25 protein-coding genes and 3 pseudogenes are annotated in these 25307 nt (G+C 45.7%); 20 read left to right on the top strand and 8 right to left on the bottom strand.

All coding sequences use genetic code 11. The annotated features are described in order from the left end of the window. The first annotated feature begins 86 nt into the window (after positions 1-86). Positions 87-1292 carry an integrase arm-type DNA-binding domain-containing protein gene (locus EA20_RS0113490; protein WP_024967337.1) on the top strand — a complete coding sequence of 402 codons (1206 nt, stop codon included), beginning with the start codon at positions 87-89 and terminating at the stop codon, positions 1290-1292. Positions 1293-1435: 143 nt separating this feature from the next. Here EA20_RS0113490 and EA20_RS0113495 read toward each other — a convergent pair. Next, a protein-coding gene (locus EA20_RS0113495; RefSeq protein ID WP_235192647.1) for an IS3 family transposase occupies positions 1436-2646 on the bottom strand; the annotation gives its coding sequence in 2 pieces (ribosomal slippage) (positions 1436-2409 and positions 2409-2646; 1212 coding nt in all). Between the two features lie 318 nt (positions 2647-2964). On the opposite strand from EA20_RS0113495, the gene EA20_RS0113510 reads away from it, so the two are divergent. Then, positions 2965-5961, top strand: a complete 2997-nt coding sequence (locus EA20_RS0113510) for an N-6 DNA methylase (RefSeq protein WP_024967340.1) — start codon at positions 2965-2967, stop codon at positions 5959-5961. A 58-nt stretch (positions 5962-6019) separates the two neighbouring features. On the opposite strand, the gene EA20_RS0113515 is transcribed toward EA20_RS0113510, so the two are convergent. Together EA20_RS0113515 and EA20_RS20290 are read right to left on the bottom strand one after the other, a co-directional pair. Then, positions 6020-7645 carry an N-6 DNA methylase gene (locus EA20_RS0113515; protein ID WP_024967341.1) on the bottom strand — a complete coding sequence of 542 codons (1626 nt, stop codon included), beginning with the start codon at positions 7643-7645 and terminating at the stop codon, positions 6020-6022. Then, positions 7635-7823 (bottom strand): hypothetical protein, encoded by a 189-nt coding sequence (locus EA20_RS20290; RefSeq protein ID WP_071995412.1) that lies wholly within the window; start codon positions 7821-7823, stop codon positions 7635-7637. Before EA20_RS20290 ends, EA20_RS0113515 begins: the two co-directional genes overlap by 11 nt. 413 nt (positions 7824-8236) lie before the next feature. Between EA20_RS20290 and EA20_RS0113525 the strand changes: the two genes are divergently transcribed. Beyond that, positions 8237-9345, top strand: a protein-coding gene (locus EA20_RS0113525; protein ID WP_369699789.1) for an IS3 family transposase whose coding sequence is annotated in 2 segments (ribosomal slippage) — positions 8237-8498 and positions 8498-9345 — 1110 coding nt in all. Because the reading frame shifts where the segments join, the coding sequence is not laid out codon by codon here. A gap of 62 nt (positions 9346-9407) precedes the next feature. Here the strand turns inward: EA20_RS0113525 and EA20_RS20995 are convergent. The 3 genes from EA20_RS20995 to EA20_RS0113535 all read right to left on the bottom strand — a co-directional run bounded on the left by EA20_RS20995 (position 9408) and on the right by EA20_RS0113535 (position 10827). Beyond that, on the bottom strand, positions 9408-9617 hold the full coding sequence (locus EA20_RS20995) for a hypothetical protein (protein WP_071995415.1): 210 nt from the start codon (positions 9615-9617) through the stop codon (positions 9408-9410). Between the two features lie 93 nt (positions 9618-9710). After that, the gene (locus tag EA20_RS0113530; RefSeq protein ID WP_081772579.1) at positions 9711-10286 is read right to left on the bottom strand and encodes an inovirus-type Gp2 protein; all 576 of its coding nucleotides are present in this window, start codon (positions 10284-10286) and stop codon (positions 9711-9713) included. Positions 10287-10620: 334 nt separating this feature from the next. Next, positions 10621-10827, bottom strand: a complete 207-nt coding sequence (locus EA20_RS0113535) for an AlpA family transcriptional regulator (protein WP_024967345.1) — start codon at positions 10825-10827, stop codon at positions 10621-10623. Positions 10828-11216: 389 nt separating this feature from the next. Between EA20_RS0113535 and EA20_RS0113540 the strand changes: the two genes are divergently transcribed. The 12 genes and pseudogenes from EA20_RS0113540 (at position 11217) to EA20_RS0113585 (ending at position 18281) form a co-directional block, all read left to right on the top strand. After that, positions 11217-12545, top strand: coding sequence for a hypothetical protein (locus EA20_RS0113540; RefSeq protein WP_152540235.1), 1329 nt, complete (start codon positions 11217-11219; stop codon positions 12543-12545). A gap of 346 nt (positions 12546-12891) precedes the next feature. Continuing rightward, positions 12892-13326 (top strand): hypothetical protein, encoded by a 435-nt coding sequence (locus EA20_RS0113545; RefSeq protein WP_024967347.1) that lies wholly within the window; start codon positions 12892-12894, stop codon positions 13324-13326. Positions 13327-13345: 19 nt separating this feature from the next. After that, positions 13346-14149 carry a hypothetical protein gene (locus EA20_RS0113550; protein WP_024967348.1) on the top strand — a complete coding sequence of 268 codons (804 nt, stop codon included), beginning with the start codon at positions 13346-13348 and terminating at the stop codon, positions 14147-14149. A gap of 50 nt (positions 14150-14199) precedes the next feature. Next, positions 14200-14379 (top strand): hypothetical protein, encoded by a 180-nt coding sequence (locus EA20_RS20305; RefSeq protein WP_071995416.1) that lies wholly within the window; start codon positions 14200-14202, stop codon positions 14377-14379. A 35-nt stretch (positions 14380-14414) separates the two neighbouring features. Further along, the gene (locus tag EA20_RS0113555; RefSeq protein WP_024967349.1) at positions 14415-14942 is read left to right on the top strand and encodes a hypothetical protein; all 528 of its coding nucleotides are present in this window, start codon (positions 14415-14417) and stop codon (positions 14940-14942) included. Continuing rightward, a pseudogene (locus tag EA20_RS21000) lies at positions 14926-15098 on the top strand (DUF945 domain-containing protein); the annotation flags it as partial. The gene EA20_RS0113555 and the pseudogene EA20_RS21000, both read left to right, overlap by 17 nt. Positions 15099-15218: 120 nt before the next feature. Then, entirely contained in the window at positions 15219-15638 is a 420-nt protein-coding gene (locus EA20_RS0113560) for an antirestriction protein (protein ID WP_024967350.1), read from the top strand. A gap of 14 nt (positions 15639-15652) precedes the next feature. Continuing rightward, on the top strand, positions 15653-16120 hold the full coding sequence (gene radC / locus EA20_RS0113565) for a DNA repair protein RadC (RefSeq protein WP_038381593.1): 468 nt from the start codon (positions 15653-15655) through the stop codon (positions 16118-16120). 10 nt (positions 16121-16130) lie between these two features. Beyond that, complete coding sequence (locus EA20_RS0113570; RefSeq protein WP_024967352.1) at positions 16131-16457, top strand: type IV toxin-antitoxin system YeeU family antitoxin; 327 nt, start codon at positions 16131-16133, stop codon at positions 16455-16457. A 30-nt stretch (positions 16458-16487) separates the two neighbouring features. Next, entirely contained in the window at positions 16488-16868 is a 381-nt protein-coding gene (locus EA20_RS0113575; protein ID WP_024967353.1) for a TA system toxin CbtA family protein, read from the top strand. Further along, positions 16865-17356, top strand: a pseudogene (locus tag EA20_RS19755) (DUF5983 family protein). The gene EA20_RS0113575 and the pseudogene EA20_RS19755 overlap by 4 nt, the downstream one beginning before the upstream one ends. Positions 17357-17447: 91 nt before the next feature. Next, positions 17448-18281, top strand: a complete 834-nt coding sequence (locus tag EA20_RS0113585; protein WP_024967354.1) for a DUF4942 domain-containing protein — start codon at positions 17448-17450, stop codon at positions 18279-18281. 188 nt (positions 18282-18469) lie between these two features. On the opposite strand, the pseudogene EA20_RS21305 reads toward EA20_RS0113585, so the two are convergent. Next, positions 18470-18692 (bottom strand): annotated as a pseudogene (locus EA20_RS21305) (integrase); the annotation flags it as partial. Between the two features lie 173 nt (positions 18693-18865). Between EA20_RS21305 and EA20_RS0113590 the strand changes: the two are divergent. The 4 genes from EA20_RS0113590 (at position 18866) to EA20_RS0113605 (ending at position 23054) form a co-directional block, all read left to right on the top strand. After that, entirely contained in the window at positions 18866-19582 is a 717-nt protein-coding gene (locus tag EA20_RS0113590; RefSeq protein WP_024967355.1) for a YoaK family protein, read from the top strand. A gap of 674 nt (positions 19583-20256) precedes the next feature. Next, positions 20257-21225: a TRAP transporter substrate-binding protein gene (locus tag EA20_RS0113595; RefSeq protein WP_235192654.1), complete on the top strand. Its 969-nt coding sequence runs from the start codon at positions 20257-20259 to the stop codon at positions 21223-21225. Positions 21226-21241: 16 nt separating this feature from the next. Next, a complete protein-coding gene (locus tag EA20_RS0113600; RefSeq protein WP_024967357.1) occupies positions 21242-21754 on the top strand; it encodes a TRAP transporter small permease in 513 nt (170 codons plus the stop codon). Further along, complete coding sequence (locus tag EA20_RS0113605) at positions 21747-23054, top strand: TRAP transporter large permease (RefSeq protein WP_024967358.1); 1308 nt, start codon at positions 21747-21749, stop codon at positions 23052-23054. The genes EA20_RS0113600 and EA20_RS0113605 overlap by 8 nt, the downstream gene beginning before the upstream one ends. 649 nt (positions 23055-23703) lie before the next feature. On the opposite strand, the gene EA20_RS0113615 is transcribed toward EA20_RS0113605, so the two are convergent. Further along, entirely contained in the window at positions 23704-24375 is a 672-nt protein-coding gene (locus tag EA20_RS0113615; RefSeq protein ID WP_024967359.1) for an oligogalacturonate-specific porin KdgM family protein, read from the bottom strand. A gap of 723 nt (positions 24376-25098) precedes the next feature. Here EA20_RS0113615 and EA20_RS21240 point away from each other — a divergent pair. Further along, positions 25099-25230 (top strand): hypothetical protein, encoded by a 132-nt coding sequence (locus tag EA20_RS21240; RefSeq protein WP_255343098.1) that lies wholly within the window; start codon positions 25099-25101, stop codon positions 25228-25230. The last annotated feature ends 77 nt before the right edge of the window (positions 25231-25307 follow it).

Below are 25307 nucleotides of genomic sequence, written 5' to 3' on the forward strand. Positions count from 1 at the left end.
CATCAAGTAATCTGTGTTGGTATATGTGTTGGTACAACCCCGTTCAATGGCTTTTTGTACCAACATTCAGTGATGGAGAGTAGCCAATGGCGCTAACAGATGTAAAAGTCAGAAGTGCGAAGCCTGCCGATCAGGCTCGAAAACTTACCGATGGAGAAGGGATGCATTTGATGGTGCATCCGAACGGTTCTAAGTACTGGCGGTTGCAGTATCGCTTCGATGGCAAACAGAAAACGTTGGCGCTAGGTGTTTATCCTGAGATCTCGCTTTCCGAAGCCAGACAACGTCGTGATGAAGCTAAGCGGAAGATTGCCAACGGCATTGATCCGAGCGAGCAGAAGAAGGTTGATAAGCAAACTCGTAAGGTTGCCATTGAGAACAATTTTAAAGCGCTTGCTCAGGAATGGCATGAGTACAAGCGTCCGGGATGGTCGAAGGGTTATGCTGATGATCTGATGGAAGCGTTTGAGAATGATATTTTTCCGGATCTTGGTAAGAGTCCTATAGCTGAAATCAAGCCTCTGGAAATGCTTACGACGCTGCGCAAGTTAGAGAAGCGAGGCGTGCTGGATAAACTGCGTAAAATTCGACAAGCCTGCAAGCAGGTATTCACCTATGCAATCGTAACGGGCAGGGCGGAGATTAATCCGGTTGCGGATCTTGCGAGTGCATTGGCGACGCCAAAACCTCAGCATTTCCCTCATCTACTCGCTGATGAGTTGCCAGCGTTTTTACAAGCACTGGAGAATTACAGCGGCAGTCCGATAACTCGACTTGCTACTCGTATTCTGATGCTAACTGGAGTTCGAACCATTGAGCTGAGGTTGGCTGAATGGCGTGAGTTTGATCTGGACAAAGGGATTTGGGAAGTGCCGAAGGAACGCATGAAGATGCGACGGCCACACATAGTTCCTTTGTCTACTCAGGTCGTTGAGGCGTTGCGAGAGATTCAGGCTGTGACAGGTCGTTATTCATTGGTATTTCCGGGAAGGAATGATGCTGCAAAGCCAATGAGCGAGGCGAGTATAAATCAGGTGTTGAAGCGGATTGGGTATCATGGAAAGGCTACAGGGCATGGGTTTCGGCACACGATGAGTACCATCCTGCATGAGCAGGGGTATAACACCGCGTGGATTGAGTTGCAGTTGGCGCATGTGGACAAGAATACGATTCGCGGGACGTATAACCATGCGCAGTATCTTGAGCAGAGAAGGGAGATGCTGCAGTGGTATGGGGATTATGTGGATGACTTAGGAAAAATGAATAGTACCGGGCTTCTGAAAGTCGTTTGAATGGTAAGTGCCGGTTTGAGTCCGGCCTTCGGCACCATCGGAACATCAATAGACGTCAACGGACGTCTTTTTTTGTGCCTGAAATCCAGTACCTGCAAGGCTTTCCTCGCTTTTTCACTCAACCTAAGTCAACCTGATTCAATCTACATCAACTTACTGATGTGAGTACATCTGCGGGTATATCCCGGTGAATCGTCACGGGTAATCCAGACACTTCCGAGCCGTTGATAATACTGGTTTTCATATTCTGTCGGTGACATCTGATCGCTAGAACCATGCCGACGCTTACTGTTATAAAACATTTCGATGTAATCAAAAATATCGCTGCGGGCTTCTTCCCGCGTTCCGTAGATCTTTTTCTTTATCCGTTCACGCTTCAGCAACTGGAAAAAGCTTTCTGCAACTGCATTATCGTGGCAGTTACCGCGACGGCTCATGCTGCCCTCCAGGCCGTGTGATTTCAGGAACGACTGCCACTCATGGCTTGTGTACTGGCTGCCCTGATCAGAGTGAACCAGCACCTGTTTTTGGGGATTACGCCGCCATACAGCCATCAGCAATGCGTTCAGGACAATGTCCTTTGTCATCCGGAATTGCATTGACCAGCCGATAATTTTGCGTGAGAACAGATCAACAACCACGGCAAGATACAGCCAGCCTTCGTGGGTCCGGATGTAGGTGATGCCCGTTACCCAACGCTCATCCGGAGCATCCGGATTAAACTGTCGCTGGAGCCTGTTGGGCGACACGATACTGGCCTCGCCTTTACGTGCCCGCGGGCTCCGGTACCCAACCTGAGCCTTTATCCCGGCACGTTTCATCAGTCGCCAGACTCTGTTCACTCCGCACTGTTGCCCGCTATCCCGCAGATCCAGATGGATCTTGCGATAACCATAGACGCATCCCGATTCCAGCCAGAACTGTTTAATCTGTCCTGTCAGTCTCAGGTCTGCCTGATAGCGTTGTGAATGCGGCTGCTGAAGCCAGGCGTAAAAGCCACTGGGATGAACATGCAGCACCCGACAGAGCAGACGAACAGGCCAGCAACTGGTATTGTCACGGATAAAGGCGTACCTCAGTCGGACAGCTTTGCGAAGTACGCCGCGGCTTTTTTTAATATGTCCCGTTCGTCAGTAACCCGCTTCAGCTCCTTCTGGAGTCGGCGGATCTCGGCCTGAGCATCTGACTGTTCTTTATTAGTTGATGAGTCCGGACCGTACTTCTTTATCCAGGCGTAAAGGCTGTGGGTAGTGATATCGAGACGTGTTGCAACGCTGGAAACAGAATGACCGCGATCAACAACCTGTTTGACTGCTTCAATTTTAAACTCTTCGGGATAACGCTTACCGCTCATGGGCACCTCTCTTCAGGTCATTTTAAATGACTCTGAGGTGTCTGTTAAACCCGTGGCGATTCAGAGGTTTAGATGGATATTAGCCCTCAAAATCATTAAAAAGCCATCCATTGGTAGTGTTTCAGTGACCTTTGAGGTAAAAAGATCGACAATGCAATCAGAGCAGCACAAAAAGGAGGCGTAAGGAATGGATATATCCACTCTGGAGAGTAGAGAAGGGAATTGTTTTTAACGATGACTTGACCAACAATACGTTGGTACAAAAATGAAAATCATTAGAAACCTATTTTTTTGATAAATATCGTTGCGGAAAAATTGATGAATAAAAAAGTTCAGCTACAAAAACTAATTGATAAATATCAAAACGATATTGATTATTATCGTTCTGCCAAATACAACGAAACTCAACTAAGAACAGATTTTTTGGATCAACTATTCTTTGTTCTCGGTTGGGACATAACGAACGCAGCAGGAAAACCCACAAACGAGCGTGAAGTGCTTGTTGAGGAAGGCTTAAAAGCCAGAGCTGGCGAAAATACTAAAAAGCCTGACTACACATTTAGACTGTTCTCTGAGCGTAAATTTTTCCTTGAGGCTAAAAAGCCTAGTGTCGATGTATCTACCGCTATAGATCCTGCCTTACAAGTTAGACGATACGGTTTCACAGCCAAGTTGAAAATTTCTGTATTGTCGAACTTTGAATATACAGCAATTTATGACTGTTCTAATCAGGTTAAAGAAACTGACTCAGTAGCAAACTCTAGAATTAAGCTGTATCACTTTACTGAACTGGCCGATAAGTTTGATGAAATTAATAACCTTATTGGTCGTGAAAGTGTTTACACCGGTCAGTTTGATAATGAATGGTCAGAAATTGAAAGTAAAATACTGAGATTCAGTGTTGATGACCTATTCCTCAAACAAATTAATGATTGGCGTTTACTTCTTGCAAATGAATTTTTGCAGATTAAAAATGAACTTTCAGAAGAAAAATTAAACGACCTAGCCCAAAATTATATTAATAGTATTGTTTTTCTCCGTGTCTGTGAAGATAGAGACCTGGAAGAATACGAAACTCTTTATCATTTTGCACAAGAGAAAGACTTTCAATCTTTGGTCAAAAAATTAAAATCCTCAGATAAAAAATATAATTCAGGATTATTCGCCTTAGAATACATTGATGAATTAATTAACAATGCTGACTCTTGTATTTGGGGTGTCATAGAACAACTATACTTCCCACGAAGCACATACTCTTTCTCTGTTTTTTCTTCTGATATTTTAGGGAATATATATGAAATATTCCTGAGTGAGAAAGTTCGTGTTGATGAATTTGGAAATATTAAGATTCAACCGAAAGAAGAACATATTGATAGAGACGTTGTTACCACTCCAACTCACATTGTAAAAGAAATTATTAGAAATACTGTCGAAGAATATTGTAAAGAGAAATCAGACGTTGAGATATTAAATTCAAAATTTGCTGATATTGCTTGTGGCTCTGGCGCTTTCATTATTGAAGTTTTTCAATCTCTTCAAGATATTCTTATTGACTATTATCTACAGAATGATAAATCTAAACTGCAACAACTATCGGAACATACTTACAAACTTAAACTAGAAGTAAAAAAAGAAGTTCTTTGTAAATGTATCTACGGCATAGATAAAGACTACAACGCAACAAAAGCTTGTGCCTTTGGCTTATTGCTAAAACTTCTTGAAGGTGAAACTAAAGAAACAATTGGCAAAAGCACACCTATTTTGCCTGCACTGGATACAAACATTTTATTCGGTAATAGCTTGATAGATAGTGGCGACAGAGTTAAACAAGACGATATTTTTTCAATTAATCCGTTTGATTTACCTGACTATCAGTTTGATGTAATCGTTGGAAATCCTCCTTATATGGCAACTGAACATATGAATCAGTTAACGCCAAAGGAATTGGACATTTATAAGAAAAAGTATAAGTCTGCATTCAAGCAATTCGATAAATACTTTTTATTCGTTGAACGTTCAATGCAGGTTCTCAAAGAAGGCGGCTATTTAGGTTATATTCTTCCGTCCAAATTCATAAAAGTTGGTGCAGGTAAAAACCTTCGTAAACTTTTATCAGACAATAAATATTTGTCTAAATTTGTTTCTTTTGGATCTCATCAAGTATTCAAAAACAAAACAACTTATACTTGTTTGTTATTTTTAAATAAAGCTGATCACGATGATTTTTCTTCCTATGAAGTAAAAAACTTTAAGAAATGGTTAACTCGTGAAGATAAATCACTATTATCAAGCACGTATCAAACATGTTCGCTTGATTCTGACACTTGGGTTCTGGAAAGGAAAACAAATGACATTCTAAATTTGATGTTCTTAAAATCTAAAAAACTAGGCGACATTGTAGGAAGGAGCAATGTTGCAAATGGCATTCAGACAAGTGCAAATAAGTATTACATTCATAAAGAAATAAAATATGAAAATGGATTTGTTTATTTTGAATATGATGGTGTTGAATACCACGTTGAAAAAGAATTGACTCGTCCTTACTTCGAAACAAACCGTTCGGGTGATGATAGTTTCTATACTTATAAAGACGTTGAACCTAATTCCTTTGTCGTTTATCCTTATAAAAAAGTGGGTGGAAGAATCCAGTTTATTGAATACGATGAACTGAAACGTCACTATTCTAAGTTGTTTGAGTTTCTACACGTTGTAAAAGACCATTTGAATGATAAGAAACGCTCTATTAAGCCCGATCCAACGGGACCTAATGAGTGGTATAGATACGGACGTAGCCAAGCATTAGAGAACTGCGATGTTGACCAAAAGCTGATTGTCGGCGTTCTATCTAATGGGTATAAATACAGTATTGATAACCATAGAACATTTGTCTCTTCCGGCGGCACTGCAGGTTATAGCATTATAAACGTCCCCAATGACGTTAAATACTCCATCTACTATATTCAAGCGGTTCTTACATCAAAATATCTTGAATGGTTTGCTTCAATATATGGTGAGATTTTTAGAGGTGGGTTTGTTGCTCGTGGAACAAAGGTTCAAACGAGAATGCCTATTCCGACTATTGATTTTGATGATCCAAAACAGAAAGCAATACACGATAATATTAGCCTACAACAACAGTCTTTGAATAGATTGTATGGCCAAATTCAAAAAGCAGGCGACAGAGATAAAATCATACTCGAAAGGCAATTTGAACAAGAAAAAATAAAAATGGACGATTTGATTAAGAATCTGTTTGACTTGGGAGATTTAGATTCCGAGGTTCCAGCAGTAGAAGACCTTTACAAAAGTCTGTAAGCGTCCAAAATAAAATCAATGCAGCTAACACGCTGCATTGATTACCTTACGTTAAACTCTATTTGCGTAGCCTTCTGTCTCTAAGCTTTTTCCATATCTCTACAAGCTTTTCATTCTCCATCTGAGTAAAACCAAGCTTTCCTAAGATTAGTGAACCTTGTTGTTGAATCACTCTCTCTATTTGACCATTTTTGATCAACTGGTTGAGTCCATCAATGTTGTGTTCTAATCCCTCAACGATAGGGATATATAGTTTTTCTATCTCAGATGGAACAAGTTCAAGTACACCACCACCGTAAAAGCGTCCTTCAAGTTCAGCTGTAATGACCGTTAGAGGGTTCAAAAAACTACATACTAAGTTCTCAGCACTTGTAACTGTTGAAGAAACTCTATATGCCGTGTCAGTGGTGTATGCTCTAACTTTGTTATGGATTAAGCGTGGCGCATCGTGGCAACGCTTTAACATTCCAATCTCTGTGCTATAGACAGACGGGACTTTGAACCAAGGCTTACGTATACTGCACTTATAACGCTTGTGATATTCTTCAGATTCACCTAATTTAATGTAACTTTTGACACTTTTAGAAAGGTTTTCATACTCTTCATCTATGTATAAGAAATTGGTTGGTAAACCTTGCTCCTGGTTTTCAATGTGCTGCTGCTCATCATAAATAATGCCAGGGCAATGTTGACTTCTGCCAAACATAGGGTGAGCAAAACGCTCTAACTCATATGACTTAACAGTTTCGTTATCAACAAGAAAATAATTGTTAGCACCAGTCACAATACCTACATCGACCTTAGCTATGTCTTTAAACTTACGGACATCAGGATGGGCAATTACCCTTTTAATTAACTTAAGTTCGTCAATATCAAGTGTCGCTTTAGTCCATTTACCTTCAACTGTTTCACCATTTATTCCGACCGTATCATTAAACAGAACGTTTGGATCATCTTGAAGGAATTCAAATCCACTCACACTAACGATACCTACACCTTGTGATATTTCATCAAAATCCTGTTTTTTCTCTGCTAAAATAATCACCGCACCTTGTAGAGTGTCTTCAAACCAAATCTCTTTAGGATCAATGATGACAATCTTAGAGCAAACGTGACCTAAGTAATTTCTCAATGACTGAGCATGCATTACGTGACTAATCTCAGATGGTATGACCATCCCCATTCTTCCACCTTGTTTAAGAAGGGCTAATGAAGATAGTAGGAATGGAACCCAAGCATTAGTGTGTTTTGTAAATTTTAGGTCGAGTTGTTCAAAGACTAATTGAGCTTGTTCTTGAAAGTTTTTTTCAAGGAACTGATAACGGATGAATGGAGGATTACCTAAAACTCCATCAAATATCGGCTTGTTTTTCATTAGACGTTCATTCGCCCAAACTAAAAAATCACCCTCTGTAATAGTTGCATTAGCAAAGTTGTTCAGTTTACAGCGCTCAAGCGCCTTAGATGCCTCTGTATCGAACAATTCAAAGCAAGATAGCTCAATGTTAGAGTCATAACCATTATTAGCTACAGCCTGAATAAACACACCATCACCACAACTCGGTTCAAGTATAGTTTTAGGATTCTTACTTAGTACCCACTTTGTTACATAATCAGCTAGATTTTGTGGGGTGTAATATCCACCTCTAAGTTTTTGTGAGGTTTGATCTGCTTTAAACTTCATCGTCTACCTTCGAAAAGCTCTTTATCAGCTCTGATTTTTTCTCGCATATATGTTTTTGAGCCTTATCAACAAACCAGTCTTTAAGAGTTTTTTGTTCCATTGCAAGAACTGAGTAGAGCGCTTTTTTTAGTTCTGGTTCGACTTCAAGGACTATACGTCCTGATTCACCTTTTGCCACATCAACACCTATGTACCATATGTTATGTTACGTATGGTACATAAGTGTTGTAAGTAACTAAAGAAAAATCGTAATTATCCTCTGATTAAACAAGAACGCGAGACACCAGTCATTAATAAAAGTCATTACCTTGGTCGTTACCCATCTTTCAGAATTCTCTTGAACCATTCGAGCATCCCCCTGGTCAGTATGGTAAGGGCTCAGCCTGCGCAGGCCCGAAGGGCCGGAGAGTTCAGCGCTTAGCCGAACGCCTAAAGGTGGGCGGCGATGCCACCCTGGAAATACTGAATATCCAGAAGGTACTGTCGAAACGGAAAATATGAAGAAAAACCATGACCCTGACCCAAGATCCTGCTCCATTCAGATACAGAATTCCGGCATGATGAATACTTCTCTGAGCGGAGGTTGTGCCGATGAAAAAGTCACGATTCACCGAAGAGCAGATTGTCTTTGCCCTGAAACAGGCCGAACTGGGTACAAGCGTGCCCGAATTCTGCCGTAAGCTGGGCATCTCCGATGCCACGTTTTACACCTGGCGAAAAAAATACGGCGGGATTTCCCCTTCTGAGCTGAAGCACATGCGGCAGCTTGAGGAAGAGAATCTCAGGCTGAAGAAGCTGGTTGCCGATCTCAGCCTCGACAAGGCCATGCTGCAGGATGTGCTGGCAAAAAAGAACTGACGCTGGCGCGTCTGCGCGAATGGGTCCGGGATCTGCAGGCACGCTATAGAGCCAGCGAGCGGCAGGTCTGTTTTGCGCTACGGATCAGCCGCAGCTCTTTCCGCTACCGTTCTGTGGCGGCAGACGACAGCGCGCTACGCCTTCGTATCAGGGAGATCACTGAAACCCGGGTCCACTATGGCTACCGCAGGGTTCACGTCATGCTCAGGCGGGAAGACTGGCGGGATAATCATAAACGTATTTACCGACTCTATCGCGAGCAGGGTCTGTCCCTGCGTCTCAAACGCCCTCGCCGAAATAAATCGGCTCAGCGGCGACAGCCCCAGGCTCAGGGGTTGTATCCAAATTATGTCTGGGGCATGGATTTTGTCTCTGACGCCTTATTTAACGGGCGTCGGTTACGTCTGCTGACGGTCATTGATCTCTACACGCGCGAATGTCTGGGGATTTGCGTGGGTCAGAATCTGCGCTCAACGGAGGTCGCAGAGATGCTGAACGCCATTGCGCTCAGACGTCCCTTACCACAATTGCTGAAAACCGATAACGGCTCTGAATTTGCAGGGAAAATGCTGGGCAAATGGGTGTACGAAACAGGGATCCGTATAAACTTCTCACGACCGGGAACGCCAACGGATAATGCCACAGTGGAGTCGTTCAACGGCAGGCTACGACAGGAGTGTCTGAACGAGAACTGGTTCATGTCGCTGGAGGATGCACGGTGCAAAATCGAAGCCTGGCGCATACACTATAACCAGAGACGCCCTCATTCTGCGCTGGGCTGGATGACCCCGTCCGAATTTGCTGAAAAGTCTGCCGGTTGCCAGAACATGCAACCAACATGAAGCCGGTTATTCCTGATTATGACTGGAGCATATTCGTGGTCAGGGTCAACCAACCGACATTACTAACGGAAGGTTGTATTTAATCCTGGGGGCAGGTCAAGTGGTGTATGAATAAAACTTCTCACGCCAGTCAGTAGGTCAAGTGAAACAATTATTTTCACCCTGCAGTACTCACAGAACAGCGTATCGTAATCTTCCGGTATGACTATTACCGGCGTGACCCATTCACCATGACGGGTAATGGCGTGTGGTGCATAGACGAAATCAAGCATGATTAGCTCCGGCATTAAATGAAAAATGCCAGCAGTTCTTGCTGGCATAAATATATGATATTGATATTTATGAGCGCTGATGATTAATAACCATTACAGCGCCTTCCTGGGTCTTCCTCTGCCATCAGGCTCCGGGACATCACTCAGGCCATAGCAATACAACCCCTCCTTCTGATCCTCTTTCGCTAAATAACTTAATGTATAATACAACTCATCAAAGCGATGCTCATGATGGTAATTAAATATCCCTTGGCCATTGGCCGGGTAGTTATTATTGCTAGGGTCACAGATATGTGCATATCCCATCCCTTGGGTTATATATGACCAGAGCTGTAATACATCCTGTGCCGTCGGATAATACTTTTGATGCAGATGGCCATTCAGATAGAACATGGCATGATAATGAACACCATGTTGCTCTGTTCGCTCCATCACCCAGCTATAACCAACAATATCGCTGGTGTCGATAAGCCGCTCTGCCAGCATATACATATCACGACAAGACCAGTCATTTATTCTTTGCTCAAATAAAGGACTTCCTTTGAGATAAAAGAAGTCCATTCTGAATGTAAGCAGTCTGGAGTACTTCGCTCTCAAAGCCTCTGCATGTGAAAAGAGATAAGATAATAATACTGGGTTCAATGGGTATCTTACATTGTACTTTGACATGATGAATCCTATTTTAGTTTTTCACTCATGTCATTGTGCAATTGTGTTAAGTAATACTTACCTCTGACTTCTGTCAGGTAGTAGCCTCCATGACTGGAGGCTGGTTAGATATATAAAAGCATATTGCAGATATAATCAGTAACTATCCATTAAATAAACTGGTGTGTTAATAAAGACCAGTTGGAATTAGTAGGATTGATAGAGCTGGAATAGCTAACATAAGTAATATGGTTAACAGAGTTGATAACGATAATAACACTAATTAACCCAAATTAAACTTATTGATTAATTTAATTAGATTCTTGTTGTTAATATATTTTCAATGGTTTTTGTGTTACTCGCCACGGGATTCTTTAACTCTTTCGTTAAGCCACTTTATTACTTCACTTTCAAACCAGCGGGAACTACGCCCCAGCTTGATGGGCTTTGGAAACTTTCCTTCCTGAATCAATTTATAAATCCATTTATCGGTTACTTTAGTAAAACTAATAATAAATGCCATGTCAACCATCTGGTCATTGTGTATATTAATCATGTTCATGAGAGGGCTCCGGGAATGTATCAGGAGGACACCGGGCGGTATCCTTTCATGTCATGGGTCGTATATGTATGGTTTTACTTTTATTGACCGGAAACGTGGCTGACGTAATGGGATACACATTTTAACGCCTTTGTTATGCCGCCAGTTTCTAACCTTATTGTCTCTCTTTATGAAGTTGCCCGTTGTACTCACTGGCATCACTTTATACCTGCACGTCTGAGAGCTACTAATTTTTCACTTTTCATATGTAAAACTCAGGTTTAATGGCTCTTGCAGAAGATTTTCGACCTACGTTTTCCCCTATGAATTTGCTATGATCAACACCATGACCTCCCCTATGAATGACACTCGGGGGATGGGAAACGCATACGGTGAATGAGGGAAATCAAATGAGCAGGAATGAGTCAGATGTGGAATTAAAAAGTGAAAGGGAGTTAAGATTTTATAGATGGTTTTACCAATATGAACCGGCGATATTGAGTTATCATTTAAAACCTGCTGTTAATACACTAAATATAAGTCACCTATATTCTCTGGATTATCGACAGGCATCCAAAATAATTAACACTGCAGTACGTTCATTCTATCACTCAGAAATAGCAAATGGATTCATTAAAGCTATCCGTATGAATGTCACTGAACGCTTCATACCTTCACGCGACTTTGCATGGATAAAAAATTGCCCGGATGCCTGTCATTATGTATGGTTGGTATTAAGAACAATAAATATCAAAAATCCTTCATTGAGCTTTGCTTTTTCTGATGCAAAATTTTATGGTTCCCCAGTCATACCTCAAATATTAACTTACGATCAGCTTGACCTCATCCAATATCCGGCAAATAATGCAGAGCGAGTACTTACCATCATTAATTTCTTTGATCGTTGTGATTCCAATTTAAAGGACAAAGTTGAGTTGATGAATGCCATAAGGACAGAATGGTATCGTCTGTATATCCACAAAGACAAACTCCCCTTAAGTAAAAAAGAAAAAGAAAAGTGTGAATGGGCCTGGAAGTACTTTCAAAAAGACAGGGCCAACATAAAACAAGGTGCAAAAAAAAGAAGACAAAATAAAGAGTCAGAGAGACAAAGACAAGAGAGCAACAACCAAAGTGCATCGCAAAACAGTAGTTTTATAATGGATTGCCAGTATATTCAGCAACCCTCTCATTTGACTATATTGGCTCAGGCTGCTCAATATATACCGCAGCAATACCCGGTATCAACATTAGCCCAGCTTGCTCAATATAAACCTTCCGTTGTGAACCATGATGAATATAATGCTAATGGCTCTCTTGCAAATATAAGTGAAAGTTCAGAGTATATAAATACAGTCACTTTAATGCAATATCTTAAACCTTCCAGCAATGCTGAGAAACGCTTGATAATCCGCTGTCTTTATACATGTTGGTATCATAAAGACACTATTTTTTTAAATCGATTTAATAAAGCATGGGAAGGTAGAAACTCAAGGAAGAAGTCTCGAAGTCTGAAGAAATCGAAGACATCGTCTGAAAATATAGTGCCAGACGATAACAATGTCACTGTTAGTCAAATAACGTCTATTGCAACACCACCCAGTCTGGAATTAGCTCGTGAAAAAACGCTTTTGGAAGCACTCAGGGAGGCAAGTGAAAAAAAACAGCCTCCGTCACCTGACGAAGATAAAGATGCTAAAAAAAATGATAATAAGCCATTCACGGATTTTCCTTATTAAAGATTACATTTTCAGATATTAGCATTGAGTCGTTAATAAAATTTATCGTACTTCTGCATTCAAGATTATTTCACTCCTATATTACCCACATGAAACCACGCCAGTATGTATTACTAGTGTGGTGTGCATAGATCTGTTGTACCGATCAATATCAAATCAATTGATAGCCACTAACTATTAATGTTTGTTTATTGATCGTTTATTTGATTGATAATAACGATCAATTCCAGTTAACCGATCTGTATTAACGATTATCCGCTAGCTCATTTAATGAATACGATCAGCCTGCTTCCTTTAAAACGGAAGCGGGCTTTTTTGTAATTAAATCATCAGGAAAGGAAACCATATGCTCAGAAACCATTATGCAGCTCTGGCTGGATTAGTGCTGCTTAGTCACAGTGCCTGCGCCCTACAGGCAGACCAGCAATGGCGTGACTGGTACGGAAATATCAATGCCATGGAGTTTGAACTCAATACGCAAAATGCTGCAGGTGAAGTGCTCACACTGACCTGCACAAGCGGAAAGCTGGCTGCTGCTTACAGCGTACCTGCGGAGGATTACCGCATCTCGTCACAAACAGGACTTTCTGAACCTGGAATCAGTATCAATGGTACGAACTATCCTCTGGATGAAACGGCCTTTACTGCGCTAAAAGCGACAAGTGAAAAAGACGTAATAAAAATGACCTCTATGAATGCCGCTATCTCTAAACAATTCAGCACCAAAGGGCTGAATGAGGCGCTGGCTGATGCCACCTGGCAGGACTGCATTAATCATTAATAAACTGAAAGGAAACCTTATGCGTAAACTCGTTATTTTATCTCTCAGCTCCGCAACACTGTTTATTCCTTTGGTCTCGCCTGCAATGACAATTCACGGCGACATACATCCCGAACGCTATACCTTCTTTCTGACTCAGGAAGGCAGTAATCAACTGAAACAGGCAAATGACCGGATAGCGAAGAACCCGCAGGCTTATACGCTTGATGTGAATCATACCGGCATTCAACCCTTTGATGCTGTTCGCTGGGACGGGAAGCCTGTAAAAGCCGTCACCTGCGTCTTGGTAGACGGCGTGATGATGGGACAAAAAGCCACGTGGTCACAATGTAAAGACGAGAGCGGTGTTGAGTATTTCGGCAATAAAGGCTGGCTGGTACGTGATTACGTCGCAAAAGCCTGTGAAGTCGGAAAATCAGATTGTCCTGTTTATCTTGTGCTTCAAACGGATTCTCCAACAATGCGAAGTGATATGGCTAACTTCGTTCCTGCCCCTAAAAACTTTAATGCTTCGACAAGCCTGACGGATGAAATTAAATCTGAAGGCTGCCAGATGGCGGATAACTCCTTTGAACATGCCAAAGGTAGTCAGCGTTGTCGTGCCATTAATACCGTGCGTTTCATCCGCAAACAAAATACCGAAGCGGCATATGAAGCGGATGTAACTACCACGACAGGTGAAACATTCACGATGTTGGTGGGGTATTCCTACAGTAATCCGTCCGCCAACGAGCCGGGCTGGCGCACAATTTCCATCAACCAGGGAGACATCATTACTGATATCCGTAAGCAGGGCCATTGGGTTCCCAATGGTTATAAATAACCTTATCAGTGAGATAACTTTTTATTCGGCATTCAGCTAATGGAGGTTCAGTGGGAAAAACATTACAGCAGGAAAAGTCATCAACAGTGGACTGTACCTGGCAGCTTGTTTTGAGCGTTGCCGGTGTGACATTAATGCGCAGCAATTCTGTTGGAGTTAAAGCACTGGGAGCCAGCCTCACCACACTGAGTCTGATACGCATCATTAAAAAACTCGCCACACTCGCCTGATCACCCTTTCTGAGCGTTCAGAGGATAAAAGCAATATGTCTGAAAATACCCAAGGGAAACTCAAAAGACTGAAAGAGAAATTCAATATGCGGCGAAATGTCTCCTCCACTGATAACCCGGTTGAGCAGATAGAAGAAAATGTCAGTGAGCAAACGACAGAAGGGGCAGAATCCCGTACTACCCGATATAAACGATTGCTCGATAATATTGTTATCAATGGTTTGCTAAATATTGCCGAAGATAAACTTAGTGATGATGCATTTATCGAGTCGGTGTTCAGTAAGGCTTATGAGCTTTTGCCTGTGCCGGTAAGAATGGTTGTCAGAAGGGAATGGTGCTTGGGTTATCTCCAGTCACGGAAAGCCCCGTTACTGGCGCAACTCAAGCTATACCGGACCGAAAGGCACGGCTCAGCAGAAACGGTGTCACCTGATGTGGAGCCCGCTCTGCAGCCAACGTTGCCACCACACTTAATCAGATTCATTTATAACAGTCAGGCCATCCTTCGGGGGGCCTTTTTTATGCCCATTTTCTACAGGAGTTTTTATGACCCGTTTAGCTAGCCGCTTCGGCTCAGTCAATCTTATTCGCCGCGATCGCCCGTTAATCTGTGACGAACTGGCGCACTATGTGCCGAGTGTATTCAGCTAAGACAAGCATGAATCACGCAGTGACGATACACATATATTACAACCATTACCCAGCTAGAAAACCTAATGTGACAAGACTTCCAATCTTTCTTCGCCTGCCTGACTGAAGACTTATCCCCTGACATTACAACTGCAGACGCCCCGTTCGAAAGAGCGGGGCGTTTTGCTTTGTGCCAAAAAGGAGTCACCATGAATCAAACAACATCATCACTTATTGCCGTTTCAGTACCCGATGCACAGCGTCTTAATTTCTGGCCGAAACACTTTGGCAAAATCCCACAGTGGATGCTGCTTGAGCCTCGCGCTTTCGCCTGGATGGATCGCCTGTGCGATGCCTACAGCGGCGGATGCTGGAATTACTACACGCTCAGCAACGGTGGTGCCTTCATTGCACCTGACAGCGAAGATAACTGGACCATGTTTAACAAGCTGAATGGCAACAGCTCGGAAATGAGCAGCGAAGGCGCTGGCATCGCAGTCTGCCTGCTGAACTGGAGCCACCATGCCTGCAGAACCGGCAGCCCCGCCATGAGCGAACACTACTATCACCTGCGTGAATTTGCGCTGAGCCATCCTGAATGCAGCGCCATCTTGCACATCACCGACTGATGCCGGAGGAAATTATGGAAACGACTGCATTACCTCTTCCGCTTTCATCACACCGCACCATAAAACGCGCCCTGACGCTTATCGAGAATCACCTACGCGAACCCGGCGTGGCGTTCACCTCAGCAACACTCACCCGCGACTGGCTGGGGCTGAACCTTGCAGGGCTGGAGCGGGAAGTGTTTATGGTGGTGTTTCTGGATAATCAGAATCGGCTGCTGGCACACGAAACCCTGTTTCACGGCTCCATCACCAGCACGGAAATTCATCCCCGCGAGGAGGTTAAAGCCGCATTACGGCACAACGCCGCGGCGGCAATCTTTGCCCACAACCATCCCTCCGGATATGCCGAGCCCAGCGATGCCGACCGGCGCATCACCGAGCGGCTGAAAAAAGCGCTGGCGCTGGTTGAAGTGCGAGTGCTGGACCATCTGATTGTCGGCAGCAAAGAGATTGTCTCGTTCGCCGAACGCGGCTGGTCCTGAAGGAGGACATATGCATTCTCAACCATGGGGGCTTACGTGCAGTAAAACGCCGTGCTTCAGTGCCAGGCTGGTGCAGGAAGGTAACCGGCTGCACTTCCTGGGTGACCGGGCAGAGTTCACCGGCGACTTCAGCGACAATGAAGCACTTCGCCTTGACCAGGCTTTTCCGCTGATAATGAAACAGCTGGAACAGATGCTGTCAGCCGGTGAGCTGAATCCTCGCCATCAGCAACGCGTTACCCTGCATCACATCGGACTGATCTGCGAAGCCGACACGCTCGGTTCGCACGGTCATGTTTACATCGCGATTTATCCCTTTTCGACTGTAACCGGCTGACCGGCCACCTCCAAAAACAGGACACACCCAATGCAAACTTTATTGTTACCCGAGCCACGGGCGGTTGAGCCATGCCCGTCGCCAGTGCAGGTCTGGCAGCTGCTGCTCACACATCTGCTGGATAAACACTATGGCCTCACGCTCAACGACACGCCGTTTGGCGACGACAGCGTGATTCAGGCGCACATCAACGCCGGTATTTCCCTGTGTGATGCTATCAATTTCATTGTGGAAAGGTATGAACTGGTGCGCACTGACCACAGCCATTTTAGCCTCACCGAACGCTCTTCACTGATTGGTGCCATCGACATTCTGCGTGCCCGTCGTGCAACCGGACTGATAGTAAGCAGCGGCTACAGCACCATAACCCGCATCACAGCAGGCCGGTATCGAGAGGACAAAATACAGTGAAAATCGGTCTGAGCCTCAGCGCTGACAGCATCGGAGTGCTGGGGCTGAACATGGGGAAAATCGCGGTAGACGTTGAAGGCATCGACATTGCTGATCTGATAGCTGCCGTTAGTGCGCAGGGGCTGACGCTGCGTATCGCGTAAGAACCCGGAAAGGTGGTGGTTGAAAACCCGCTGCCTGATGGCTCCCGCCTGAAAGGCGTCTGCTGCTGCACTGCCCATATCACCAGCGAGGATAATTCGCGGCTGTATACGCTTTCTCACCAGGCACAGGAATACAGCGATGCGGATTGGATACACTTCACTGGCTCGGGGTACCTCATCCGGCTGGATGCCTGGTCATATCCGCTGCTGCGCCTGAAGCGGCTGGGCCTGTCAAAGGTCTGCCGACGCCTGGTTTTCACACTGATAAGCCGTTACAGCATCGGCCTGATTCATCTCGATGCATTTGGCGAACTGCTGCCGGGATCTGACACTTTTGATTGGTAACGGTGCCTGCCCAATCCTTTCATATTACTTTCTCACATCAACACATGCACCCGCCCTTAAACCGGCGGGTGTTTTCATTTATGGAGACAACATGCAACCAGAACCAGACGTACTTACCGACCATACCGATATTATCTGTTCCACCAGCATCGAACGCATCGTGACCGGACGTAATGCCGCGCTGGTACAGATTGGGCAATTGATGCAGCAGCTCAACACCATTTCTCAACTCACTGCCGGAATCGGTGGCGGAAATGCCTCTGACTGGGCGATGAAGCAGGGACATCGCTATGACTGCTGGCTGATGGAAAAACCGGAGAAAGCGTTGCCAGTGGTCACCCGCAATATTGACCGTAGCCTGTGGCGCGATCTGATGCTGAAATCCGGCATGCTATCGCTGATGGACGCGCAGGCCCGTACGCAGTGGTATCAGAATTTGGAAGATGGCGACCTTCCGGCCATCAGTGAAGCCAATATTCTCAGCACCTTTGAACAGTTACATCAGAGCAAAGCAGAAGTGTTTGAGCGCGGCATCATCAACGTGTTTAAAGGACTGTCATGGGATTACAAAACCAACAGCCCATGTTTCTTCGGCAAGAAGATCATCATCAATAATCTGGTGACGCACAACCGCTGGGGCTTCAGCCTGACGTGGGGATTTCGTCGCGATCAACTGGCAGATCTGGAGCGGATGCTGTTTTTACTGGATGGCAAAGCGATACCTGACAATCGCGGTGACATCTCCATCAACCTGATGGATCACATCCGTGATAATCCCGGCAAAGACGTTTATGAAGACACGTATTTCTCCATCCGATACTTTCAGAAGGGCACCGCACATCTTACCTTCAAGTACCCTGAGTTAGTGGAGAAGATGAACGACATCATTGCTAAGCACTATCCGGGGATGTTGGCGTCCAGATAGTGAGGCGATACAATAACTGCTGCCTGAGGTAGTGAGCCGTACGGCAGATTTAACCAGCGAAACCACGCGAACAATGTGTTGGTATAATCGTTGGTATACTTTTTTTCGAACGCGATTTTGTGGTTTATAGTCAATAGTTTAGGTTGTTAATTTGAATCCTGTAGGGCGTACCATTAAATTTCAATAGATTACGTAATCCTCAATCCTGCCTGATTCTCCCCTTGTGTCGTATTAGTGTCGTTATCTCCTGAAAGTAAGTTAATTGCGCGCATGCTCGGTTAAATGATTGGTGCCAGATGCACATAGCGCTGCACCCTCTCTGCTCTTCCAGCCTTCCATTTTTAGCAGCCCCATCGGCATCCCAGACTGACACAGCCAGCTTGCACAGAAATGTTGCAGATCCGGGGATCTTTAATCTTCTGTTCCTGAACGCCTGAACATATTCCAGAGCGCCGCAATCGCGAGCGCATTGCTCCAGGTAAGCAGGGAATAGCTGTTTTTTATAGTTGTCATCTTGTTACTGATTCAGAATGGGCGGATCATGCCATCACTTAACCTGAACACTGCGGAACACAGCTGGCTCCATGCTAATCAGCACTGAGGATTTACGTAATAACCTGGCAGACAGAAAACTTGCCTGCACGCTTGCTGCCGTAGCTGGCGCCCTCAATACAGCAGCCTTTGAGGTTGTCGGTTTTTTTTCGGCCAACATGACTGGTAACGTCTCTTCGCTTTCAGATCATCTGGCTAAAGCCAGCCTTGCGCCTGGCATTTTTTTTCTGTCGGTTATCTGCATTTTTATCGCCGGTTCCGCATTCTCCGCCCTGCTTATCAATGCGGGGCGCAGGAGGAAGATGCGGACGGTTTACGCTGTTAATATCATCCTTGAGGGGGCAGGGCTTGTTCTGCTGGGCATTGTTGAATGCTGGATGAACCCGGCCTCACCCGGCGTTCTGCTTATTCTGTGCCTGAGTTTTTTAATGGGGTTACAGAATGCCGTGGTGACGCGTATCTCCAATGCACGGGTAAGAACGACGCATGTGTCCGGGACATCCACGGATATCGGTATCGAGCTGGCTATGCTGTTTGATGTGCTGAGACGAAAAGAATCGCCAAAGGATGCCCCGCTCTATCTTGAGCGACTCGGGCTGCACGCCTTTACATTGCTCTCATTTCTGGCTGGCGGTGTGGCCGGAATATGGCTGTTTCATCTGCTCGACTATGCATTTCTTATTTTGATAGGCACAGGCGTCATTTTGCTGGCATTGCATAATATGCGCCATAAACAGCAGCTTGAATAAGACAGTGAAGCCGCCTACGGGCGGTTTTTTATTACCTGCAATAAACCTCCGGCGCGTCGCTTATTGCGCTCCCGGCAAGCGAATCCTGATACCTGGTTTCGCTGCATGGCACTCTGGCGTGTTCAACACCCGAAGCGAATGCTTTTCAGGCTGCGTGCACTATTCCGCATGCTGCACTGTTCACTATCACAGCGAGCGCTTGTGCTGAAGGCTGCCGCCAGGCGTCTTATTTCGGCTTTAAGCATCAGGATTAAGCACGTTTCTGAGCGCATATGTCACTTAATCCATTACCTGTTCTGGTGAACCGTTAAAGGGGTCACATCCCTGTCATCGTTTGCGTGACAAAAACCTGTAACAACAGCCCAATACCCCGTTTTTGCTCTTTCTGGAAACGCCACTACCGACGGTTCACGCGGTGCTGGCTAAAGCGACGTTAAGCAGCATCAGGGTTTACCGGATATGTTTGCACGGGTTTTTCGGTGCGATCCGGTGCTGATATTTCCTATTAAAACGGCATAAAAAGCAAAAATGTGAAACGCAGTTTCAAAACCTTTCTTACAGCGCCACATTTCTCCCCAACGTGGCATTATCCGCAAGGTGAGGGCCAGGTAAGCCCCGTATGTTCGTGGATGAAAAATTATACTAATGATGAGGCAGTTATGAACATATCACGAATGGTTAACGCCCTTCTTATGTGCTGTTTACCTGCACTGGCGTTTACGGTCCAGGCCCAGACCGTCCTGCGCCTGGCCTACGCCGAGAACAGCCAGCCGGTTAAGGACGCCCTTCACTTTCTGGGAAAACAGATTGAAGAAAAAACGGCCAACGAAATAAAGGTTATCTATTTTCCGGATGCGCAACTGGGCGGAGAGCGGGAGCTGGTCGAGCTGACGCAAGTTGGCGTGGTGGATATCACTAAGGTGTCGTCCGGTCTGATGGAAAGCTTCTCTCCAGCCTATGGCGTCTTTTCCCTGCCTTATCTTTTTGCCGACGTCGAAGAATATTACAAAGTGATGGATAACCCGGCGGTCATGGAGCCTGTTTATCAGTCTACCGCGCCGCAGGGGTTTATCGGCATTGGCTGGTATGACTCCGGCGCCCGCAGCTTTTATATGAGCAAAGGCCCTATCCGTAAGATTGAAGACCTGCGGGGGAAAAAGATCCGCGTCATGCAGAGTGAAACCGCTATCCAGACGCTTAAGCTGCTGGGCGCTTCACCTATCGCCATGGGGCAGGCGGAAGTTTACACCTCGCTGCAGCAGGGCATCCTGGATGGGGCTGAAAACAATGAGTTCGCGCTGACTATCGCCCGGCATGGTGAAGTGGCCCGCTACTACACCTATGACATGCATACCCGTATCCCCGATATTTTGCTGATGAGCGCGCTGACGCTGGAGAAGCTGACGCCTGAGCAGCAGGAAATTGTGAAGGAGGCGGTCAAAGCCTCCATCGAATTCGAAAAAGCCGCCTGGGATAAAGAGATGGAAGCCACCCGGCGACTGGCGATCGAAAATTTCAACGTGGAGTTTTTCGATATCGATAAGAAACCCTTTCAGGATGCCGTACAGCCCATCTATGAAGGCTTAAAAAACAGACCTGAACTCTATGAGCTGTATCAAAAAATCCAGTCAGCGAAAGGCTAATCTCTCAGGAGGGGTAATGGACACATTTAGAAAAGTACTTAATCAGTTACTGGGCGGTATATGTTCCCTTCTGCTGGCAGTGATGGTGTGTGTGGCCTGCTGGCAGGTCATCAGCCGTTATATTGTCGGGGTGCCAAGCACCGCAACGGAGGAGCTGTTGCGCTTCTCGCTGGTCTGGCTTTCGATGCTGGGCATGGCTTACGTCGCCGGTAAGAATCAGCATATCAGCCTGACGATTCTGGTGGATAAAGTGTCGCCAGCCGTACGCCGCTGGTGGATGATTGTGCTGCAACTCACTTTCGCTGCTTTTTCCATCTGGGTGCTCATCATCGGCGGGCTGAAAATATCCTCTATTTCTATGTTACAGATCTCGCCTGCACTGGGGATTCCCATGGGGAAAATCTATTATGCCCTGCCGGTGGCGGGCCTGCTGATCATCCTTTACAGCGTGATGAACATTGTCGATCTGCTTAAAGCTACCTCGTCCGCGGCTGATACCGATACGGTAATGGAGAACCAACATGATTGATCCAATCCTTGCCTCCGTGACGCTGGTGAGCATATTTGTGGTGCTGCTGGCCATGGGTGCATCCATCGGTCTTTGTATCGTTATCGCCTCCGGCTGTACGATGCTGCTGGCCTTGCCCTTTGATATCTCGATGTTTGCCACGGCGCAGAAAATGTTCTCAAGCCTGGACAGCTTTGCCTTACTGGCGGTGCCGTTCTTTGTCCTCTCTGGGGTAATCATGAACAGCGGCGGGGTCGCCACGCGGCTGGTGAACTTTGCCAAACTTTTCACCGGCAGATTACCTGGCTCACTCTCCTATACGAATATTATGGGGAATATGATGTTCGGCGCGATTTCAGGATCTGCCATCGCGGCCTCAACGTCGATCGGCGGCGTGATGGTGCCGATGAGCGCGAAAGAAGGGTATAGCCGTAGCTTTGCCGCCGCGGTAAATATCGCCTCTGCGCCTACCGGAATGCTAATTCCACCCACGACGGCCTTCATATTATATGCGCTGGCAAGCGGAGGCACTTCCATCGCGGCACTGTTTGCCGGTGGCCTGGTGGCCGGTATTCTGTGGGGCGTAAGCTGTATGCTGGTGACTTTCGTGGTAGCCAGACGGAACAATTACCGGGTCTTTTTTGCCCTGCAAAAAGGTGTGGCGTTAAAAGTGACCCTTGAAGCCGTTCCGAGCCTGCTGCTGATCGTGATCATCGTCGGCGGGATAGTGCAGGGCATCTTCACGGCTATCGAAGCCTCAGCCATCGCCGTCGCCTACACCCTGCTGTTAACCATGGGGCTTTATAAAACGATACGTATTAAGAACTTACCTGATATCCTGTTGCAGACGGTAGTGATGACCGGGATTATCATGTTCCTGCTGGCCACATCGGCGGCGATGTCGTTTTCGATGTCGATTACGAACATCCCGGCGGCGCTGAGCGATCTCATCCTCGGTATATCCGATAACAAGCTGGTTATCCTGCTGGTGGTGACGATCTTTCTGCTGCTTATTGGGGCATTTATGGATATCGGTCCTGCCATCCTGATTTTTACGCCGATCCTGCTGCCAATCATGGTGAAGCTGGGGGTCGATCCGGTGCATTTTGGTATCCTGATGATCTACAACCTGGCGGTGGGAACGATCACCCCGCCAGTAGGCAGCGGATTGTATGTCGGGGCAAGCGTCGGCAAGGTAAAAGTGGAAGAGGTGATGAAGCCGCTGGTGCCTTTTTATATCGCCATCATCGGTATGCTGCTGGTCATTACCTATCTGCCCGAATTTACCCTGTTCCTGCCACGTATGATGGGCGTGATGTAACGCGTAACCTGCACCCGAATATCGGGTGCAGGATTCTCAGTTGCAAAATAGCGCTCCCCACTCAGAGCCTGCTAATCCCTAACCCCCCCAAAAAGCGTGGTGCTCTTCATCTCCGGTCCGCCTTCTTACGAACGCTGTGCGCTGTCTGCCTGAAAAGGGCGAGCGGCCATTAAATTAACAGGCCTGGTGACTGCTACCGCAAAATCCCGGGTAATGGCGTTTTCATTTTATCCGGCGGGAGAACAGACCTGAAATAACTCTCCGGAAGGGGAGGAGGCTGAAAAGCGCCTTTTCTTAATACGGGGTGTTATTAACATTAGGTGTGATTATATAGCAGCAGTAAATATAATCCTTCCATGAACAGGCTTTAAGCTATTTTCGTCTGGTGGTGCCGACTACTATAAATAATATCGTCCTTACGTAGCGGCGTTGTACTACATGTTAATATCGCTACCCGGACAAGTTCAGCGATTTACTTTTAATCATTTAAACAGGGGGGTAAAAAGTGAGTGGGCGGCGTGGGAAGTAATGACGTTTTTCACCAGGCCAGCCTTTCGCAGGCGGACCTGGTAACGTATAGCGGTTATCCGGTGGTAAATTATTCCGGGTTCGATTTTTAAGTGGATGTTAGTAGTAAAATGTCGTGCTATTAAAAGGTATAACCTACACCGATGCGGAAACGCGTCTGACGTTCATCGCTGGTGCTTCTTACCGACACGTTACCCACTTCGATAAAAGGGGACCAGTTCCCGGTTAAATACGCTGTTCTAAAGTTATACTCGTAGTTGTTTTTACTGTTATCGTAGAGATCGTATTTATCGGCCCTTTTATAAATGCCTTCAAGTGTCCAGTCGAATTTATTCCATTTGTATCCAGCCCAGACATCCATACGGTTAATGGTGTCATCATCCCTGATATCGGAGGAGCGGCGGATGTATTCATAACGGTAACGGGCGCCCAGCCACCAGCTGTCATCGAGCTTCCATGTGGCTCTGAAATAAGGCTTATATACGGAATAGCCGTTGCCCGTCTCCAGTACCATGCCCGGTTGCCAGGCGACCGCGCCAGTCGAGAACTGGTAGCTTGCGGTATATTCATTGCCCTGAACTTCCATATCGTTAAAGGCTTTATTGCTGTCGTCGCCGCCTGATTTTGAAATGGCTTCAATAGCAAAGCCAAACCCATTATCAAAGCGGTGGGAAATATAGGCACGATCGTAGTTAGCTTTACTGTCGTCAAGATATTCATGACGAACGTCGACATAGACTGCCTGGGCACTGGTAGCAACAAGAGGGAGTAAAAGTAAAAGTGACTTTTTCATAGCATGTCCATTTTTATTAAAAGTGTTAGTGGGAGAGCCTTAATGAGAAGTTCTGACAAGAATTTAAAGGTTATGAAATATTGTTTCAATTTATTTATATGCTTCGTTTTGAAAATTGCGATGCATTTCAAAGTTGGAATAATAAATCACTCTGGAAAAAGCATGATGGAAATGGAAACAATATTTAAATCAGCGCTTTTGTACTCATCCTTGCAGCGGGGTTAGTGATAAGTGCTTGTTTTGTTTGTTTTAATTTTGAGCGGTGTATGCGGCTATTTTACGAGGCTGTTTTTCGCAAGATAAATAATCTCTTCCGGAAAAGGCTACAGATGCTGGCAGTTTTATAATTTGTGAATTGGCATGCGTTCATCTTTGTTTTAATGACAACCTGAAGCGCTGACTGTCATTTTTATTAAGGCAAAGTCTCTCTGTTATTTATTCTTTTCAGGTCTGATAAAAATCATCAGCCGGATAGAACGTTCGCACCTGAAAAAGGCGAGCATTGCGTTGACGGGCCGTTCCGGCTGAGTTGTGGTGTACCGCGAAGGATGAAGGGCGAGAGGCGAGAGGCAGAGGGCGAGAGGCGAGAGGCAGAGGGCGAAAGGCAGAGGGCAGAGGGCGAAAGGCAGAGGGCAGAGGGCGAAAGGCAGAGGGCAGAGGGCAGGCAAAAACCGGGAACGCGCCCTACACTTATCCCTACCCAACACATCTGAAGAGGTAATGATGACTGAGCGTCCAGATTATGACGATCCGCTTCCACAGCATGAGGTGATCACCGAGTTTCCCGAACACGGAGATGATGAGCCGATCGAAGATGATGATGAGTTAGTGCCCGATCCCACCAAAAAGGGATAGAAACTTAAGCCGCCTCCGGGCGGTTTTTTAATGGGCAGATAAAGCCTGCCTGAAAGGCTACAGGGCTCAGATAAGGC

It is taken from the genome of Pantoea sp. IMH (assembly GCF_000599885.1).
GTDB lineage: Bacteria > Pseudomonadota > Gammaproteobacteria > Enterobacterales > Enterobacteriaceae > Erwinia.